20 protein-coding genes are annotated in these 19,848 nt (G+C 35.2%); 5 read left to right on the plus strand and 15 right to left on the minus strand.

Translation table 11 applies throughout. The features are described from left to right. Positions 1-25: 25 nt before the first annotated feature. The 12 genes from IW16_RS17865 to IW16_RS17910 form a co-directional block, all read right to left on the minus strand. Entirely contained in the window at positions 26-943 is a 918-nt protein-coding gene (locus IW16_RS17865; RefSeq protein WP_034747472.1) for an LLM class flavin-dependent oxidoreductase, read from the minus strand. Positions 944-954: 11 nt separating this feature from the next. After that, complete coding sequence (locus tag IW16_RS17870) at positions 955-2,109, minus strand: lanthionine synthetase LanC family protein (RefSeq protein ID WP_034747475.1); 1,155 nt, start codon at positions 2,107-2,109, stop codon at positions 955-957. Between the two features lie 2 nt (positions 2,110-2,111). Then, positions 2,112-3,284, minus strand: coding sequence for a lanthionine synthetase LanC family protein (locus tag IW16_RS17875; RefSeq protein WP_034747479.1), 1,173 nt, complete (start codon positions 3,282-3,284; stop codon positions 2,112-2,114). Between the two features lie 97 nt (positions 3,285-3,381). Further along, positions 3,382-3,570: a class I lanthipeptide gene (locus IW16_RS17880; RefSeq protein ID WP_034747482.1), complete on the minus strand. Its 189-nt coding sequence runs from the start codon at positions 3,568-3,570 to the stop codon at positions 3,382-3,384. Positions 3,571-3,612: 42 nt separating this feature from the next. Then, complete coding sequence (locus tag IW16_RS26460; protein ID WP_034747485.1) at positions 3,613-3,798, minus strand: class I lanthipeptide; 186 nt, start codon at positions 3,796-3,798, stop codon at positions 3,613-3,615. Between the two features lie 73 nt (positions 3,799-3,871). Next, the gene (locus IW16_RS26695; RefSeq protein ID WP_165571996.1) at positions 3,872-4,048 is read right to left on the minus strand and encodes a class I lanthipeptide; all 177 of its coding nucleotides are present in this window, start codon (positions 4,046-4,048) and stop codon (positions 3,872-3,874) included. Between the two features lie 42 nt (positions 4,049-4,090). Further along, positions 4,091-4,276, minus strand: a complete 186-nt coding sequence (locus IW16_RS17885; protein WP_034747485.1) for a class I lanthipeptide — start codon at positions 4,274-4,276, stop codon at positions 4,091-4,093. Between the two features lie 92 nt (positions 4,277-4,368). After that, entirely contained in the window at positions 4,369-6,759 is a 2,391-nt protein-coding gene (locus IW16_RS17890) for an outer membrane beta-barrel family protein (RefSeq protein WP_034747488.1), read from the minus strand. Between the two features lie 1,106 nt (positions 6,760-7,865). Beyond that, the gene (locus IW16_RS17895) at positions 7,866-8,330 is read right to left on the minus strand and encodes a nucleoside deaminase (RefSeq protein WP_034747491.1); all 465 of its coding nucleotides are present in this window, start codon (positions 8,328-8,330) and stop codon (positions 7,866-7,868) included. Between the two features lie 59 nt (positions 8,331-8,389). Further along, complete coding sequence (locus IW16_RS17900; RefSeq protein ID WP_034747494.1) at positions 8,390-9,271, minus strand: helix-turn-helix domain-containing protein; 882 nt, start codon at positions 9,269-9,271, stop codon at positions 8,390-8,392. 141 nt (positions 9,272-9,412) lie between these two features. After that, a complete protein-coding gene (locus tag IW16_RS17905) occupies positions 9,413-9,778 on the minus strand; it encodes a DsrE family protein (RefSeq protein WP_034747496.1) in 366 nt (121 codons plus the stop codon). A 214-nt stretch (positions 9,779-9,992) separates the two neighbouring features. Next, positions 9,993-11,081: an NADH:flavin oxidoreductase gene (locus IW16_RS17910; RefSeq protein WP_084694581.1), complete on the minus strand. Its 1,089-nt coding sequence runs from the start codon at positions 11,079-11,081 to the stop codon at positions 9,993-9,995. 621 nt (positions 11,082-11,702) lie between these two features. Here IW16_RS17910 and IW16_RS17915 point away from each other — a divergent pair. The 3 genes from IW16_RS17915 (at position 11,703) to IW16_RS17925 (ending at position 15,955) form a co-directional block, all read left to right on the plus strand. Then, entirely contained in the window at positions 11,703-12,518 is an 816-nt protein-coding gene (locus IW16_RS17915) for a hypothetical protein (RefSeq protein ID WP_034747498.1), read from the plus strand. Positions 12,519-13,223: 705 nt separating this feature from the next. Then, positions 13,224-14,906 carry a POTRA domain-containing protein gene (locus IW16_RS17920; protein WP_228376960.1) on the plus strand — a complete coding sequence of 561 codons (1,683 nt, stop codon included), beginning with the start codon at positions 13,224-13,226 and terminating at the stop codon, positions 14,904-14,906. Positions 14,907-14,974: 68 nt separating this feature from the next. Continuing rightward, positions 14,975-15,955, plus strand: coding sequence for a hypothetical protein (locus tag IW16_RS17925; protein WP_034747503.1), 981 nt, complete (start codon positions 14,975-14,977; stop codon positions 15,953-15,955). An 88-nt stretch (positions 15,956-16,043) separates the two neighbouring features. On the opposite strand, the gene IW16_RS17930 is transcribed toward IW16_RS17925, so the two are convergent. Then, positions 16,044-16,709 (minus strand): hypothetical protein, encoded by a 666-nt coding sequence (locus tag IW16_RS17930; RefSeq protein ID WP_131327931.1) that lies wholly within the window; start codon positions 16,707-16,709, stop codon positions 16,044-16,046. A 291-nt stretch (positions 16,710-17,000) separates the two neighbouring features. On the opposite strand from IW16_RS17930, the gene IW16_RS17935 reads away from it, so the two are divergent. Further along, positions 17,001-17,603: a hypothetical protein gene (locus tag IW16_RS17935; RefSeq protein ID WP_034747507.1), complete on the plus strand. Its 603-nt coding sequence runs from the start codon at positions 17,001-17,003 to the stop codon at positions 17,601-17,603. A gap of 51 nt (positions 17,604-17,654) precedes the next feature. Here IW16_RS17935 and IW16_RS17940 read toward each other — a convergent pair whose 3' ends face one another. Together IW16_RS17940 and IW16_RS17945 are read right to left on the minus strand one after the other, a co-directional pair. Further along, entirely contained in the window at positions 17,655-18,008 is a 354-nt protein-coding gene (locus IW16_RS17940; RefSeq protein WP_131327932.1) for a hypothetical protein, read from the minus strand. A gap of 115 nt (positions 18,009-18,123) precedes the next feature. Continuing rightward, positions 18,124-18,579: a hypothetical protein gene (locus IW16_RS17945; protein WP_034747513.1), complete on the minus strand. Its 456-nt coding sequence runs from the start codon at positions 18,577-18,579 to the stop codon at positions 18,124-18,126. Between the two features lie 562 nt (positions 18,580-19,141). Between IW16_RS17945 and pncA the strand changes: the two genes are divergently transcribed. Continuing rightward, on the plus strand, positions 19,142-19,732 hold the full coding sequence (gene pncA / locus IW16_RS17950; RefSeq protein WP_034747514.1) for a bifunctional nicotinamidase/pyrazinamidase: 591 nt from the start codon (positions 19,142-19,144) through the stop codon (positions 19,730-19,732). Positions 19,733-19,848 lie beyond the last annotated feature (116 nt).

The raw sequence follows: 19,848 nt of genomic DNA on the forward strand, positions 1-19,848 counted from the left end.
AAAAACAGTATTTAATATTTTTAATTTATTTTTCATCAGAATAGAAAATGGTGTTTAGTTTTTTTAGATTTAATATTTTTGCCTCATTAGTGGCTGAGGTATCATACAGGACAAATTCATCTATTCCATACTCCTCATGATACTCTTCAATGATTTGGGATAAGTTTTCAATCGTTACGTTTAAAATATTGAAACTTTCACTTTGATGCTGGTTGGGGTTTTGATCTTGAAGAACTTGACTCTCGTCTGTACAGAAGGCAATGGACAGTACCATTTTAACTTCTCTGCCATTTTTTTCAAAAAAAGCGGTTTTAAATTCTTTCAGTTTATCTTTGGTTGCCGATAGTTTTTTTCTGGCTCCATGAAAAGTAGAAACACAGTAGTTAAGATTTTTGGCAACAGCTAGATCCAGATAGTTAAAGTCTGATGAAAGATACCAGATATCTGGATTTTCACCTCCATAAGGTGGAATAACAAGTTTATTTTCCTTTAAATTATACTCATCATTGTTCAAAAGGCTGAGGATTTTATCAAGTTTCTCATCAAAAATTTCATTTTGTGGAGTGCTCAGCAGCTTATCATTGGTAAGTTCCATGACTTTCACGCTTTCCGGTGCTCCTTTGGCCAGTCCAAGTTCTATTCTTTTGTAGTAAATATTATTTAAAAGTCTGAAATTTGTTGCAATAATATAAGGGGAATGCATGGAAATTAAAGAACCTGCAGACCCTACCAAAATACGTTCAGTCATTCCGGCTACTATGGAAATTATAATTTCCGGATTGGTATATGAAACATTAGGGATCGGTAAGTGATGCTCTCCAAGCCAAAATCTATTGAATCCATATTCTTCTGCCTGGGAGGCATAAGTAATAATTTGCTCTATGATTTCCAGGCTGTTTAAATCACCCCTTCTCCCAAAATCTAAAATTCCTAATTTTATCATACTGAATATGTTTAAATTAAAAATATTTTACTCCAATCGCTGATTCTTTTGTCTGCTGAATTTATGGTAAGAATCGCTGCCGGATAACCAAAAATAAGGCTCATTTTATTTTCCTGAAGAACCAGAGTGTCATTCCTTAAAAAATCTACGGTCTGGTCATGCCAATATTGATAAGCTTCTCTGAAATTATCGTTCCCTGTATGGTCATAGATGTTTTTATACATCATTGCTACTCCGGATGTGCCGTGGCAGAAATGAAAATCCTGTATACCTGTTGTATTAAAAGTTCTTCGTTTGGTGGTTTCTGAAGCTATTTTCTCTGCATCTATTTTCTCAAAATGGGTAAGAGGAGCGGATCTGTATAGCGTATTCACCACAGACAAATCACTGTTGCACCATCCTAATCTGTTGTTTTTATGGGTTATCATTTGATGATCTTCTAAAAACTTATTGTAAGGGAAATATAATGTTGAATCTTCTATCATGTACTCTTTACAGTGTTCGGATAGGATTTCTATACATTTAGCTCTTATGATCCGGGCCTGTTCATTTTTAGGGTTGATCTGCAGATACAGGTCTATTATATGAAGGATAGCAGATATTCCATGCGCCAGCCCGAAGTTGAGTCCTTTGTTGTACAAATCGTCTGTATTGTTGTAAAAGGCGAGTTTCTGGTTGTTAATGTTATTGTAAATCTCATTGATAATAATGTCGGATTTTTTTACATCATTAATTTGAATGAAATAATAAAGAATTCCCATGCTTCCACCTAAGTAATCGAATACGTTGTTTTGGACGTGAATGAGAGCTTTATCCAGAAGATAATCATTGATGTCACTTATTTCATTATCCAGTTCATCTCCTAACAGTTCATGCTTTTTCAATTCATGAGCCATTACTCCAAAACCAGATAGACCACTGAGAATACACGGTGATACTGAAATAAATTTTTTCTGACTTGATATGTTTTCCAAAACGAGATTAAGGATCTCGTATAGGGTAGAGATATTTTTTTCATCCTCATATATTTTATTGATATAGGTGAGATAATAAACAATACCTAATTTACCTTCAAACAGGCCGTCATCTTCCAATTCATTATAATCATAATGATATAAATAATCATTAAACTTTTTGGTCGTTTTTTCAATACTGTTATTTGCCATATCTATATTAAAAAGTATTTTAAAAAGAAAAGATGTTCATTTTCCATTTGTAAATCAGCTGTAATTAAGCTGATTCCTATTCCAATGATTCCCTGTGAAAAAGAAAGGTGAAGTTCTTCAAGATCACTGTTGAAATGTGTAGAATAACCTGCCCAGGGAGTTTCATTTTGATTTGAATCTAAGATCTTTTTATGCCAGAAATCAGCATTTTCCAAATATTCTGTTTTTCCTGTATATTGGTAGAATGTTCTCATCAATGAGTACAGACCTGAATATCCGTACAATAAGCTTGCGTCTGTCAATTCATTTTCAATAACATCCCGTTTATTAATGAAATGTATTATTGTTTCATTGGACAAATCAAGATAATCATCATTATTCAATATTTGTGAAGCGTGATACAGTATGAATGCAATTCCCAGATCACCATAGCATATATTTGAATAATTTATATAATTCTGCTGAATTGAATCAAATGGAAATATGTTGGTACTATTATCGTCTGTTGTTTTGTTGCTGATCAGATAATGAAGAGCTCCTGTAAGAAGTTCAAGACATTTTTCCTTTTCAAAATCCCTTTTATAACAATACAATAAGAACTGACAGGTGCCTGCTATTCCATGCATGATACCGAGTTCATTGGATGGTCTTCCCCAAAGAAAATTATAATTCCATCTGATGGATGAACCTTCTTTTACTGCCAGGCTGTCAATAGTGTTGATAACAGTTTTGAGTTCTTTTTCAAAATTTTTGTCTTCCATTCTTTGAAAAAGATAATAACCTATCCTAACGCATCCATTAACGCTATCTATATTTTTTTCTTCAATTTTAGTCTGCAAAAATTTGAGAGCCCAATGATCGTAACTTTCCAGGTAGTCATTAACATCTTCATCGATGACTGCCTTTTTTTTATAATAATATAAGACGTGCACTATTTCACACATATCTAAAATTAAAGAATCACCATCATAAGTCTCATTAATACTTGATAAACTAAGATTGAGGTAATCTCCGGACATTTCCAGAAACTCTTCCTTTTCCGTATATAAATGATAATAGTAGTAAAATAGAGAAGCCCCCAGAATTCCTTTATTTAATCCAACTTCCTTTAAAATGGAAATGTTTTTTTCCAACGCATCGGCTATTTTTGAGAGCTCAAGTTCATTAATTTTCATGGTTTAGATTGTTGTAAAATTAATTGCAGTTAAAAAAGCGAGGCAAATAAAATTATTTAATTACCTCGCTCAGGATACTTTTTTAAAAACTACATTTTTACGTTGCTTGAAGCGTTGTCGTTGTAGTCGTCTTCGGGTTGCAGGAATCGTGACAGCAAGAGCAGTTGTCTCCTCTTGAACTGGCTCCTATTATACCTCCTTTCAACTGGCTGATTTGATCATCATTTAACTTTGTTACAGCTTCTTTATTGAACTGCAGTCCTTTCATTTGAATTTTTGATTTCATAATAATTGGGTTAATGATTAATATTTACTTGGTAGTTACTGCTTACTCTATAGTAGCGGTAGTAGCCGGAGTCTTGCTATTGCAAGAACCGTGGCAGCAAGAGCAGTTATCACCTTTCGAACTTGCCCCAAGGATACCTCCTTTCAGCTGGCTGATTTGATCGTCGTTTAGCTTTGTTACAGCTTCCTTATTGAACTGTAATCCTTTCATTTGAATTTTTGATTTCATAGTAATTTTATTTATGAGATTAGTTAATAAATATTAATTTGGGAATTGATCCCTTTTTTAGCGCTCTCTGAATTTATTTCTGAGGTGTTATAACTTTACTGTTACAAGAGCCGTGGCAGCAAGAGCAGTTATCACCCTTCGAGCTAGCCCCAAGGATTCCTCCTTTCAGCTGGCTGATCTGGTCGTCATTTAACCTTGTTACAGCTTCCTTATTGAAGTGTAATCCTTTCATCTGAATTTTTGATTTCATAGTAATTGGGTTAATGATTAATATTTACTTGGTAGTTAGTGCTTACTCTATAGTAGCGGTAGTAGCTGGAGTCTTGCTATTGCAAGAACCGTGGCAGCAAGAGCAGTTATCACCTTTCGAACTTGCCCCCAGGATACCTCCTTTCAGCTGACTGATCTGGTCGTCGTTTAACTTTGTTACAGCTTCCTTATTGAACTGTAATCCTTTCATTTGAATTTTTGATTTCATAGTAATTTAATTTATGAGATTAGTAGGAGTATCATATTTTTAAGAGATTAATACTTTTTTCTTTTTCGCTCTCGGCTTGCAAGCTTTATTTTTTATTGAACACGTTCTTTTTGTTCGCTGTTATTAGAATTGATTTGCTGTGTCTTGAGTTTATTGTTTCCGAATTTATAGATAAGTGAAATCCTGAATCTCTGATTATCAAAATACATTTTGTTTTTAAGCTCAATATTGTTGGTATATCCTGTATAGGTTGGCCTGTTGCTTCCAAAGACATCTTCTCCCACAACAGATAGCTGAAGTGATTTTTTCATAAAAAACATTTTGAATGCCAGATCTAGTCCATTGATGCTTGATACTTTAAATAAACCATCTACGGTAGGAAAAGAATAAAAATAAGAAGCTTCTAAAAAAATCGTTGATGAAATCTTGAATGTATTGGTGGTGTAAAGTTGAAGCGAATTTCCACTTAAGCTGGCATTGGTTTCCGGGATTGAAGAGGTGGAATGAGAATAATTATAATCCAAAGAATTCACAGATTCCCACCATTTAAATTTGTCAAATGTGTAAGAAATATTGACTCCATATTTATCTGAACTGACATAATTGTATGGTTTTTCATAACGCGAAGTGAGGTCGCCAGGCTGAACGAGAGTAACATAGTCAAATCCGTTTTTCAAATGTGAGTAATAAAACTGGGCCGTTACCTTATTTTTGAAATTATAATTTAATTCAATATTATCCGAGAATGCAGGCTGCAAAAAAGAATTTCCTTCAGAATAAAAATATTGATTATTAAAGCTTCTGAATGGGTTAAACCAAAAATACCGCGGTCTTGTTATTCTTCTACCATAATTCACATTGAACGAATGATCATCATTGGGAGTATAAGAGAGATAGGCGGTAGGATATATCTTTAAATAATTGTTTGTTTGAGTCTGATCCAGCGTGATTGAATGACCGCTTGTATTTACATTCTCTAGCCTGAGTCCCAGTTTTCCTTCCAGTTTGGAGGTTATTTTATGCGTTACACTTGCATAAACACTGCTGATATCTTCTTTATAAATAAACGAATTGGTGTTATTCCTATCTAGTACAGGTGTTCCGCTTCGCAGGTTATAAAAATAATTGTCACTGTCTGACTTTGATAGAGAAAATTTAGCACCATAGTTCAAAGTAAAAGACTTGATGGGATGATCCATATCAAGAGTGAAATTATAGTTATCAACATTGATTCCCCCCATACTATTAAACATAAAACCTGAGCCTGGGGTAGGATATGAGTTAGGGAAGAAGTTCTGTCCCTGAATTAATTGATTGGATTTATTTTGATAAGAAAAATAATCAAAGTCAAAAGATAGTTTTTTACCTAACGAATCAATTTCATAATTTAAGTGGTAATTGAATGAAAGAAATTGGTATTTGTTCTTCAGATCTTTGTTAGAATTAGCTAAAGAATCAATCTTATTGGCTGTCTTACTGGAAATTACAACCCTGTCCTTTTCAGTCGGGTTTGTATCGGAGTAGCTGTAGTAGAAACTTACTCCTGTCATCACTTTAGGCGTTAATTTGTAGTCAAAACCTAATTTGGTAGTGAGAGGATAGAACAGACTCTTTTTTGTTTTTACTTCTTCCCATAATGTGGAAGGATAATTGTTGACGAAGTTTTCATCTATTTTTCTTTTATTTCTATCATAATTGACTGAAAAATTAAAATAGCTTTTATTCTTTTGATAGTCAAAGCTGGCACCCATACCTCCGGACGCGTAATTTCCCTGTATGTATCTAGAACTTATTAATGACTTCCAGCTGTTGGAGGCAATCTTTTTTCTTTTGATATTAACGATACCACTGTTTCCTTCTGCATCATATTTGGCGGGAGGATTCGTAATAACTTCAATACTTTTGATCTCATCAGATCTTATTGTTCTCAGAAAATTAGTTAAATCATCTCCTGAAAGTTGTATAAGACGGTCATCGATCATCACAGACATGCCGTTCTTGCCTACCATAGAGATTTTTTCGTTTTGAACCTTTAATCCGGGAGTTACTTTCAGAGCATCCAATGCATCTCCGCCGGTTGCTGAGATCGAATTCTCAACATTGAAAATTAGACGGTCTATTTTTCTTTCTATTAACTTCTTTTTCCCGTCTAATACAATTTCTTTGATATTTTTGGTTCGTTCTATCTTTATCTTTCCTAAATCAATATTGTTATGTAAACTTATTGCTTTAGTGTAGCCGATGTCTTTGAAATATTTTATTTTAATGATATACTCTCCGGAGGCTAATTGAGTGGAAAATACACCCTTCTCATTACTCAGTTCACTTTTAACAGGAATGGAATCCATTTTTAGAATTAGAACTTCACTATATTCCAGAGGAGTGTCCTTTTCATCAACAATTTTTCCCTGTAGTTGGAATTGTTGCGAGAATAAGGTACAGCAAAAAAATAGAAACTGGAAAATATAGATTTTTCTTTTCATCTGGAAATTAGCTTTTTACAATATTTATCAAACATACAAAAAAATAGAAAATTTAAAATAATTATTTTGTAATTATTTTTTGAATTTAGACTGATTACAAATAATTAAATTAAATTTAAAAATTATATATCTGAAAATCAGAATATTGATTGTCTGATTGATTTTTGTTTAATACATTGTCGTGTGCTCTGTTTTACATAATTCGTTTTTTTATGATAAAACAATTGGATCAATTACTATTTAATAAACATAATACTAATTGACTTAAAATTTATACTTATAAACACTCTTTTTTAGAATAAAATTCAAAATATATCAATATACTATGATTTAAATGTATGTTTTTTTTCATTTTTTTATTGGATAGATTTACATTTTTAGAGAGGAAAAATCATGAAAAATTTAACATTTAATCTTCTTCATCCTCTTTCGAACTATACCGATCCTATTATATAATTACCTTTAGCTTATTGGATAAGTATAGTAAAAGAAGAACAGGCTGGATGCGTCGCTAAAATTAGCTAGCTAAGTAAAAAATAAAGTTCATCTGAAGAGAAATTTCATTGAAGTAAAGGATTGATTTAGGTAATGCTTTGTTCGGCAGACAAGGGAAGCAATGGGTCAATTTTCTTTTTTAGCTTATATATTTATAAGCCCGCAGGACGGCTGATCAAAGATCCTGCTGATGACCACCTAAATTAATAGTTTGAGTATTGATCTGTTTTATTGCAGAACGATTGATAGCAATAATATTTATAGTCACATTTCCATTGTTTACTGAGCTGCCTCCATTACAGTCTGTATGAAGATGCCAGGTTCCATTTTTACGGTTATTGCCAGAATTTACAAGTAAGGATATTATTAACAGCCGTGAATAAGTAAGCTAATGAATGGTATTGTGTTTAGCCGGGAAAACCATTGAGATTAAGGAATAGAATAATTAAAATAAGCCTTCCCGATTATAAATAAATGCGAAGTGTACAATTATAAGCCGTTCATTTGCCGTTATCGAAAAGAATGAAGCCAGCGATATTTATAATTTTAACAAATTTTAACTGGTATGTATCATAGAATGTGGCACCGGTGCAGGGCGTTTGAAGTTCTCATTATTGCTTTGACAGGTAATCTGCAAATTCTTCGTTTAAAAGTTCACATTCATGCTGTAATATGCCAGATTCAATTTCAGGTTTGCGGCCCCATTTGGGAATGTTTTCGGTTTCAAGAATATTAAACTCTGAAGACTGTCCGCCAACCAAAGGAACAGAAATTCCAAAAATCAATTTTGCGATTTTATGGTGCCGGATCAGGTAAGAGCACATCATGCAGGGTTCATGTGTAGAGAACATCACAGATTCATGTAATACATCCCGATAGCCCTTTGCTAAAGCATCTTTCACGGCTAAAATTTCTGCATGTTGAGTGAGGTCTCCTGATGATCTTCCGGATTCGATTCCTCTTCCTATAATTTCATCACGATAGACTAACAAGGATCCGACCGGCGGATTTCCTTTTTGGAGTGCTTCTCTGCCAAGTTCAATACACTCAAGCATATATTTATTATATGAATCCATGTCTGTTTTCCTGTTTTAATTCATCTTCGAAACTGTGAAAAATTTTGGGAGGATATTGATTAAGATTCACCTCTGTTGAATCCAATGGTATTTCTATAAATCTGAGGAGATATATCTGTTTTATTTTTAAACAGTCTGCTGAAGTAGTATTCGTCCTCATATCCAAGCTCATAGGCTATTTCTTTAATCGTCTTGTCTGTCAGGTACAATTCTCTTTTTGCTTCAACGATAATCCGTTCGGTGATCAGGTCAGAAAGCGTTTTGTTAAAATGATTTTTAGTAAACCTTGCAAGAGAAGCGGGTGTTTGATTGAGCAGATCAGCATAATCACTGGCAGAATGTTTTACCCTGAAATTATCTTCGATCGCATTTTTGAGATTTTGGATCATAAACTGTTGTTTTCCCTTATCTTTTGCTGCCCCCTGAAGAGATTGCTGTTCAAGTTTTATCCTTGTGGCCATTACCAGCAGAATTTTAAGGTAAGAAACCAGAACTTCATCCTTTCGGAACGCTTCGTCTTTTAGTTCGCGGGCTATTTCCCGGATAAGATGTATGATTGTGTTTTTAGAGCTTTCGTCCAGATAAACAAAGGGTTGCTGATAGATGTTGTTAAACAAAATACCGTTGGCTGCAATTTCCTGATGATGGCGGTATATGCAAAAAAAATCATGATGAAACTGTATTGAAATTCCCATTAATGGTTTTTTAGCAGACAGCATAAATGGTTGATAAGGGTAGAATGCAAATAAGGTGTTCTCTTTAAATGAATAATCACAAAAATCAACTTTGGCAGTCCCTTCACCTGAAGTGATTAATATAAGCGTAAAATAATTGTTACGCTGAATATGATCGAAATAGCTGTTGTTATCAAACTCAAATAGTTTGAAAGCTAAATTTCCATTCTGTTGATTTACCAGTGTGTATACAGATTGTGATAACATGATACTTGCAATTTATTAATATTTTTTTAATTCCCTATGGAAACATTTTAGAGGATTATCCTTCATCTGAAAGGTGTCATCTAAAGGTTTTAGGATTAAAAACTGCCTTCAGATTTTCCTGAAGGCAGTGGTAGGGCTGGATTAGAAAATCAAAATATCATACCCTTCATTTCTGAGGTTGAGGAAACTTGGTAAACCAGGAGTCCCCGGTACTTCATTTTCGTTTAGCAAGTCGTACCCGGATACCTCAGTGCCGAATACTGCAACACACCCTTTAGAAAGACCATGTACATGATCTCTTACTTCTTTGTAAAGAGCATTCACAGGGTGATCTGGTTTTTCAAGTTGTTCAGGCCATCTAATACCCGTACCTTGAAAAATGATTTTGACATCTTCACCCGCATGTTTGAATTCATAGGCGGATGCCAAAGCATTGAATACTCTTCCCATTGCTTCTTCTGAACCATCTTTGGGATCAGAAAGAATAATTACAGCTGTTTTTTTCATTTTAAACAAATTATTTACACTGCAAAGATGTGGGAATCATGGTTGTTAAAGAATGGATAATTTTTACTTTGTGATGGAGATTTTTTAACGTATTCAGTTAGTCATTAAGCAAAAGATGACGCTGATCATACTGAACAAAATAAGCGTGACATAAAATTAGGTAACGCTTATTCTTATCGGTGCATATTAAGTTCTTATGATTGTCACACAGGAGTTATAGGGAGCCCGGCTTTACGAAGGTCTGCCATCCTCTCATGGTGTCAATAAAACGTTCGCTCAGGCCTCCTGCACGCAAATACTCTGCTGTCACGGGAAGTTGAGGACTGTCGTATATAGGGTTTGCCATTACCTGAAGAGGGAAGTCCCGCTGAAGGATTCCAGCCCGCGCGATCAGTACAAAATCACAGCCTTCATCTAATAGTTCTCCTGCACGCTGTGCACTCATTATTTTTCCGGCAGCTCCTAAGCGAACGCCTTTCCGGGGAAGTTCGGTAAATACGCTCAGCATCGTTTTCCCCTGAAATGTTCCTTCCCGGACAATTTGTGCAGAATCCCACAGCGCGAGATCCAGATAGTCGATCAGTTCACGGTTAAAGATATCAGCTGTCATTTCGCGCAATTCTTCCAGTCGAAGCCCGTAACGTTCAATCGACAATCGCCAGCCAATTTGAAAATTTGGTCCACAGGCCTTACGAATTCCTTCTATAACTTCAATCGTGAAGCGGGCGCGGTTTTCGAGACTTCCCCCGTACTGATCCTTACGGTCATTTAAGTTGGGTGACAGGAATTCTGACAGAATCCATCCGAAAGCACCATGAACTGAGATTCCATCGAATCCGGCCAGTTGTGCTCTTTTGGCTGCTGCAATAAAACTTTCTCTTATACGTTCCACCTCTTCTGTGGTGATAGCTTTTATACCACGCAGTGTTTTCTCTGAAGCAGGAGAGGGGATTCCTCCTATTGACGGTTTGGCGCGGTGTCCGGCATGATGCAGCTGTACTGCAGAAAGTCCTCCTCCCTCACGGATCATTGTTGCCATCTGAGTCAGGCCGGGTAAATGTTTATCACTGTGAATTCCCAATTGCCGTTCAAAGGCAATACCTCCGGCCTCTACAGTAGCAGCACTGGTTTGGATCAATCCATAACCACTTTTTGCCAGCTGTTGAATCCAGGATTGGTCATATCGGGATGCTGTACCATCATAATCACTTTGCTGGCTGGTTAAGGGAGCAAGCATAAAACGGTTTCTCATTGCCGGACCATGCAGCAGAGTGAGAGGCTTGAATAAATCAGAAACAGACATTTTTGTTTAATTTTTTTTGTTTTACTTATATAAATTTTAGTCTGTTGCAAAGATGCTCTGATAGGAGCTCATGAAAAATGGATGATTTCTACTATATAATGGATTTTTTTGTGGAAAATTGAGAATGTTTAGCTGCGACAAGTTTATTGACGTACTTTCAATTGATGCGTGGAATTGATCGTTTTCGATGACGGAATGTAAACTAGGCGGCTTGCCTGATTTCATGAGGAATCCGTTTTACATATGGTTGATTAAAGGCGGAATCTTTTTGAGAAAAACTTCATTTTGGATGGTTTGTGATTAATGTGTTAAATGGTGACTTATTAGTTGTTTTTTAATGTTATAATTAGTTTATGTTGAATATTAAACATTAAAATGCGAAAATATTATTATAAAATAAATCTAAATAATGGGATATATTGTTTTTTTTTCTCTATTTTTACTGTAATAATAAAACTAACAGCCATTAACAAAAGCTATCATGTAACGTTGAAAACAATTGAAGAATGCAAACTTTTAGAGATCCGTTTGTAGGTATACAGTTCTGGCAGTTATGATTTATTATCTTTTTTGATTGGAAAATCAATACTCGAGTACCTAAACATTTTAAATAAGATTAGTATGAAAATCAAACAATTTTATCCTCTATTAGTGTTAGTTGCTTCTAGCACGGTTCTGTACTCTCAGGTAGGGATTAATACACCTAATCCGCAAGGCGCTTTTCAAGTAGATGCTGGGAAAGATAATCCTGCAACTGGTGTCCCTACAGCAGCACAGCAAGCCAATGATGTAAACATTACAACCGCGGGTGATGTAGGAATCGGAAATACCGTACCTACCAATAAACTTCATGTAACAGCTGCGGCAAATCCACTACGACTGGAAGGTACCACAGCTGGTGTTACTACAACAGATCGGTTAATGGTTCTGGATGGTACAGGTGTTGTAAAAACAATTGGTACCTTAGGTGCTTTATCAATCCCGAATCCGGCCGTTTTCAGATTGGAAGCGCCGATAGCTAATTTCCTGAACGGAGTGGCTGCAGGTAACACACAGGTGATTCCTATGTCAGTGATTAAGAATACTATTCCCGGATTGACCTACAATACAACTACCAGTACTATTACTTTTCCTGTAGGAACCTATCAGATGACATTTGTTTATGAAGCTGTTCATAATAATACAGGCTGCACTTTAAGTTCTTATTTTATTGATTTTCCTCTTGATGCCGGTACAACCAGAGTTCATAATACCTCTTCTCATGTTGAAGGAGGAAACTCCATCCATGGAAATGCTATAACATATGCAACCACCGTTCCTGCTGGCAAAACTTGGCAAATTGCTTTAGGCAGGGGGATATCGGGTAATTGCGCTGGACCGGGAATGAATTTGACAGGTACAGCCACTCAGTTATTGGTCTTTCGAATAGGGGATTAATTTTTTCCAGGCGTAAGTTATTCTACAAACACAAAATATCATAAATGTTCCCAAACATGGAAACACTTACTCCCTCAGTAAGTGTTTTTTTATTGTGCTATGTTTTGGAAATTAATAGTTTATATTAAATAAATCATCATCATTTGCAGTCTTCACAATATATGAAAATGCGAAATTTTCCGGTATTGGAAACCAGGGTGGGTGGTATACCCATGTATATTAGAGACTAATAATATAGAAAAACATATTCAAACAACGACGTTCTTTCGGGCGCCCGGTATGAGACTGTCCCTCTTTGAGGCAGTCTCATCTGTTTAAATGACGACGTGATATACCTCTAAAATGCTGAATTGAGTTTTGGGTTTCCAAATCCTGTTTTTAAAAAGCAGTGAAATTTAATATTTGGACAGGATTTTTTTACCAATAGGTTAGGTTGTAGTGAGTTTGAAAGATGGTTGATAGAACAATATCGAAAATAACAGCTCCTTTATTGGTTTTTGCAGTGAAAGACTTAGGAATATTATTGCATTTTCCCCTTTGTTGGCTTATTAATTGATAGTACAATCGATATTGAATTTTTAAAGACTAATGAACAAGCTGGCTATATTTTTAGTTTTCTTTTTAACTGGTTTATCCTTTTTTAAGGCGCAGGAAAAAAAGGATTCACTGTATTATAAAATTGAAAATTTTTCGGATAAAACGAAAGTGACCAAATTCATTCACCGCTTCATATTCCGGAGGGAAGCAGATTCTACATCTGTTAGAACCACAACTGAGAAACTGTCGCAAGAAACTCATAACGGAAAGCATATCCGAAATATCAGGATAGAAACCATTGACCCGTTTGGATATGGTTCTAAAGAGAAAAAAGAAAAAGCCAAGTGGTATGACTGGTTCACGAATCATCTTCATGCTAATACAAGAGATAAAACGGTTAATAATTATTTGCTTTTCAAAGAAGGTGAAGAATATAATGCTCAGAAACTCTATGAATCTGAACGTTTGCTGAGAGCAATGCCTTTTATCAACAGGGTTAATATCAGTATTTCCGACAGTACTTCCAGTAAAGACTCTATTGATGTCGTTGTAAAAGTTCTCGATTCCTGGAGTTTAAAACCGAGGGTAAGTTATTCGGGAAGTAAAATTGGTCTGGGAGTTACAGAAGAAAATGTATTAGGATTAGGACACGAATTAAATTTGCTTTATAGAAACGATTCCAAAGAAAAGCAGGATTATCTGTTAGGAAGCTATACGGCCTATAACCTTTGGGGCTCTTATATCAACGCCCAGTTTTTGGGTGAACGGGATTTTTTGAAGAATGAAAGAATCAATTTCAATGTCAGAAGAGATTTCTACTCACCCCTGACAAAATGGGCAGGTGGTCTTACTTTTGAATATTTTATGCGAAATGTTTTACTCCCGATAAAGACCGATACCACCTTTCCGGAAGTTCAAATCAAAGTCTACAGTCAGGATTTATGGGGTGGTTATCAGATTCCTGTTTCATCTGACACCAAAAACAAGGTCTCCAGTACTATCGCATTGATAGGGCGGATTCAGAATTATCAGTACAAAGACAGTCCCGGAATCGATCAGTATCAGTATTTTAGCTCCTACAGCAGTTTTCTGATGTCTGCAGGATTTATTCACAGAAATTTTTCGGTTCAGAAGAATATCTTTCAATACGATTTGCCGGAGGATATTGCTTATGGTAATTCGGTAAACGTTACTGCCGGAGCTTTATCCAGAAGTAATGATGTGAAGCCCTATGTGGGAGTTTCTGCATCGTATGGTGATTTCATAAGGCTGGGATATTTCAATGTAAAAGCTCAGTTTGGAAGATTCTTTAATGAAGATAGCCGGAATCGCGAGTCTTTCCGCCTCGAAGGAACTTATTTCACCAATCTTATGGATTGGAAATTTGCCAAAGCAAGACATTTCTTTTCTCCCACTTTAGCATTGGGAAATCCACAGCACAATTATTCTTATAGAGATCGAATTAATCTTTCTTCTTCAGACGAATTTCCTGTTTACGATTCGGATTATATAGGAACTAAAAAATTGGTTTTAAGATATCAGCTTCAGCTTTTTGTGAATAAAACCTGGAAGAATTTTCATTTCAGTCCTTATTTAACTGCGGCGGTCGGCTGGTTGGGAATGCCTGATGACAAATTGCTTAAAACTACGGCCAACACAAAAATAGGTGTGGGCGTTTTAATTAACAATCCGTTTTTGGTTTTCAACAGGATTCAAATTTCTTTTACTTATTATCCACGGGTTCCTTTTGATAATAATTCAGTTTTTGACTTTAACAGCAACAGGAATAATCTATTGCCAATGAATAGTTTTGCAACAGATATTCCGCATTTTGTGAATTTTGGAAATTGATACTATTTTAATTGACCGGGAACCGGAGCAAATGAAATCAGGCAGCATATGATCCATCAAATAAGATAATGAGAAAAATTATATTTACAGTACTTCTTACAGCAAGTCTTAGCAGCAAGTCACAGGTACAAAGTGTGAAAACACTGACTACTAACGAAAGGATTGAATTTCTGTCCGGGAAAGTTCAAAAATTTGATAAGGAACCTCTTTATGAATTAGATATCCAATCTTTATTGAGCTTCAGGGTAATGATCAACGGAGTTCCTGTTTATTCAAACTTTGATGTAGCTGGAGGAGTGGCAAGACTTAATATTAATTCATTCATTCTTAAAAGTGGAAAACAAAATATTGAGGTTGAGCTTTATCCCGGATATGATCATAAGGGAATTCAAAAAAACAATCTTGAGAATGGTGACAAGTTTATTCTGAAAGTAGAAAAAACCGGATGGGATAAAAAAGGCTCATCAGAAACTCAACAGGATATTCTGGAATTTAGGAATAATGATAAAAATATTGACTACTCAAAGTTAACGGAATACAAAACCAATCTCATTTTCGATGCTTCCGTGCCTTACCATAGTAAAGGATGGGAAGATGGGGAAGATCTGTCTGCATTGAATCAAAAAGATCTGGAACTAAAAGTAGCCGGCTTCTATAAAAATATGGTTTCAGCCCTTAAAGAAAAAGATTATGACTATTTGAATACTGTTTTTTTGAACGCAGACTCTGAATGGTATCAGGCAGAATATTTTTCTAAAGAAACAATCGCAAAACTTCAGTCAACCAATGGTAGAAAAGGAAAATCTGTATCTTCAGCAGCGTCAACCCCTGGTAAATATTCACGAACTGTTTATCCTGTAGAAAACTACATTATGAAATTGTATGCTGATAACCGGGTCGTGAGATTAGAGCCTAAAGAAGGTTTTAGCCGTGGAGAGTCTTTGTTAGGCTACGAGGATGTAGATAAAAACGGGATGCATAGAAAAACTTTTATAGATATGTTATTATACATTCCGAAGGGTACACAAAACCTGCAAATCATTCGGTAACGTAATATTCAGAACCATAAAAGAATTCTGAAAAGTAGGCAGATCGTGTTAGTCCCATTCAGCGAAAGGACCAAAAATTAATGCAAGCTTACTTAAGATCGTCAAATTCCAGGTAAATCTGCTTCAAAACATTCATTTTAATCGTACCGATCTTTGATTCAGTGTTGAATTTCCAGGGATAGGGTTTTATCGTTTCTGCAGGTAAAGATATAGTCAGAACTTCGCCTTCGTCCAGCTTTGATTTTGTTTTTACATCGGAAACCTGTACGCTGAGAATCTCATCAAATTCAGGGCGGTTGAGAATTTGGTGTACCATGAACTGTTCCTGTTTATTTCCGAAAAGCATATAACGGAAGGGTTCTTTTTGATTCTGTGTTGGATTAAGTTTTTTGAAATACGCAACTTTTTCTATTTGCACAGTTACATTCTGTAGAATAAGCTGTCCGCCCCGTTCAAAATGTCCTCTATACAGGTTAGCTTTAAATGAATGAATATCATTCATTATTTCAGGTAAAACGAACTTTTCAGGTTCTATCGTATAAAGTTCTGTATGGCTGGTTTTACGATCGTTGATATAAGCTTGTTCAGCTGAAGAATCCAGTTTCACCTTTAAAATAATCTGATAGTCATGAGGTGAATAGAACAATGGCAAATGGGATGCGTACTGTTTGTACTCCCCAAAAAGGACCATACCGTGTATGCCGGGGTGGTCAGTACTGTGATGTTTTTGGGCATTAAGATTTAGCGGTACCATTAAAAACTGTACTGATACAAGAAGATATAAGAAAAATGAATTCAACGTTGTCACTTTTTTGTGCAAAGATATATTTTTTATTGGTCCTTCGTGACGGATATGGTAAAGGTAGATTTAAAAATATTTTATCAGAATAAAGAGATGAATCTGCGCGGGATGAAATATATTTGTAGGTACTGAACAACGTAAACGACCAGTCAGGTCAAAATAATATAATGATTCGATTGGGCATCTGCAGACCCATTTATTTTAAATCTTGACACCAATTATATACCAGTAAACCGATAATTTATGAGAACAAAAAGCCTCCTGTTATTTTTAGTTTTCAGTATCATCTGTAGCAGCTTTATGAAGGGATATGATGGTGATAAGAAAGAAAATGTCAGCATTTCAAAAATAAATTATAAAATAAACAACCTGCCTGAACGTGATACCTTAAGGGTTTTTCAAAATGATCCATCTGTCTTCAAAAAGACAGAGGACATCATCACCCGCCCCTGTAGCAATCCTGAACCCACCATCCGATATGAATTGATCAATCCACAGGATAATGCCTATTATCTTATTTATAACGACAAAAAACAGTTGGTACTGGAAGGGGTATATACGCCCCAATACACTTATGAAGGCATACTCTATAAGAAAGGGGATTTTTACAATTCAAAAACATATTCTTATACAAAGAATGGAAATTTAGATACAGTACACTATATGGAAGATGGAAGAAATCTTAAAACCGAATATTTTGACACCAAAATCCAACTAATGAAAATACGATATCTGGATAAAAAGTCCGGAGAATTATCCAGGATTGAGCTCTATAAAAACGGTCAGCTTAAGGAAACCAGAACCTATGTGAGTTTTAATAAGTATACAACAGTCAAAGCGAAGTAGATAACATATTTGATCTGGCTTGAATGCAATTGACAGGAAAACAATTTTATGTTATTTTGGAACCATAGGCGGCGGCGGAATAGAAGAGGAACTGTTAATCTCCTCAAGAGTTGGAGGAATAATATGTTCGAACTTAACTGTTTTTTTGAAAGGAAACTGTTTCTTTGAAATTTTTTCATAATAATCAAGATAATAAGCATCTTTATTATAATAGTACGCCTGTATGGTTAGCGAACCTGTCTTGTCAAAGTAATCATCCGAAAGTTTCAGATTTAAAATACCTTTTTCGTCAGCTGTGACTTTATTGACAATCACGGCACCCTCCTTTCCTTCTATATTTTTGAATAAAGTTACCTGAACATGAGGTGCTGCTTCATTGCTGTCTGTCATAAAATGCAGCTTCAAACTGTATTGTTTTTGGGCCATAGCCAACGAAAAACAAAATAATAATAAGAGTTGCAGACCTTTCATAGTATGTGATTTAGTTTTAACAATAAGATCATCGGGTACACAAAATACGCTAATCCATCTGATGTCGAATCTTCTGATAGTTCTCGGTAAACAGTTCCGGATTGACCTTCATTTCCAAAAGTAATAAAATTCTATTGAATTCGGTGAGGTACAGGCTTTTACTCAGCGTCACCTTTCCACCGGAATAGTAAATGGTGACTAATGGTGTTCTGTACTTTCCCAGCCGGACCATATCGATCTTTTTGATATCACTCCACAAAAAGTGATACCGTTTTAATCCGCCTGTTAGCCGAATTTTATCATCTGAAATAATGAGTTTCAACCGGGTATACAGCAGCATGGAAAAAGAGATTATAAAAATAAACGGGGCCAGAAAGATGATCCAGTTAGGCTCTTTAATCATAAGTACATTAATCCCCAACACAAATACTATTGCACTGGCAGTGCTATACATGATTTTTTGCCACCTTGGGGCATAAAATTCTTCGGTCGGTATTTTTTGCATAGGGTAAAAGTAAACTTTTAATGCATTTGAAATGATAATAATAATTTGATCGTAAAACTAAAACTGTTTTTTTCATAACATCTGGTCATTTAAAATGGTTTTACTCACACATTTATAAAAATTAAAAAATGTATGAAAGTCTTCAGGGCTGCCTTTATGATCACGAACTGATTGATATTCATGATTCATAAGTGTTTGAATTGCGCTTATGCCGGCAATATAAATACCGTTTAAATCATGTCAAGCTGTCTTTGCACCCATTATCATTCATGAACAAGCACTGTAAAAAATTCAGTCAAACTTTTTTGATTTAGTAACTTATTAAGCTAATATTGTTTTGGTGTTAAAATATTAATGATAATTAAAAAAAATAGTTAAATTTGATCGATATAAATCACATACTTTAGATTTATAATTTATTTTTAGATATAATCAAAGTTCCAAGAACGACTTAATCAGAAGAGGTTATATCCTGTAAATGAATGAAAAAAATAACAAAGGGTGGAATTAAATGAACTGTAATTCTATCTGACAATTAATAAACTAATAACATTTAACAATTATGAAAGCTTTAATTATTATTGATGTTCAGTATGATTTTTTACCTGGAGGCGCTTTAGCCGTTAATCATGGTGACGAAATTGTTCAGACTATTAACGAACTGCAGCCAACGTATGATCTGGTAGTAGCCACACAGGACTGGCATCCAAGAGGCCATAAAAGTTTTTTTACGTCCCACCCGGGCAAAACAGCATTTGAAGAGATTACATTAAATGGATTGAATCAGGTACTGTGGCCGGAACACTGCATACAGGGTACAAAGGGAGCCGAATTGGTTCCGGAGCTTTCAACAGATGCGGTGGAGGCTATTTTTAGAAAAGGTATGGATAAAGAAATTGACAGCTACAGTGGATTTTTTGACAACGGTAAGAAAAAATCTACAGGCATGGCAGACTATCTGAAAGGGAGAGGGGTGACCGAAGTGGCAGTTTGCGGTGTAGCTGCTGATTATTGTGTGTATTATACTGCTAACGATGCGCTGGACTTAGGTTTTAAATCAAGTATTATCGAGCGTGCTTCCAAACCCATAGATCAGGAAAGATATGCACGTGTCAAAGCAGACTTCCAATCAAAAGGAGGTACAGTCATTTAGCCATGTATCATTTTTGGATATAAAAATATTTACCGGAGCAGGTATTAATATTAACAACAATAAGAGAGGCCTTTTGCTTCTCTTATTGTTGTTTTAAATAGCATATCAATTGCACA

The organism is Chryseobacterium vrystaatense, from assembly GCF_000737765.1.
Classification (GTDB): Bacteria; Bacteroidota; Bacteroidia; order Flavobacteriales; family Weeksellaceae; genus Chryseobacterium; species Chryseobacterium vrystaatense.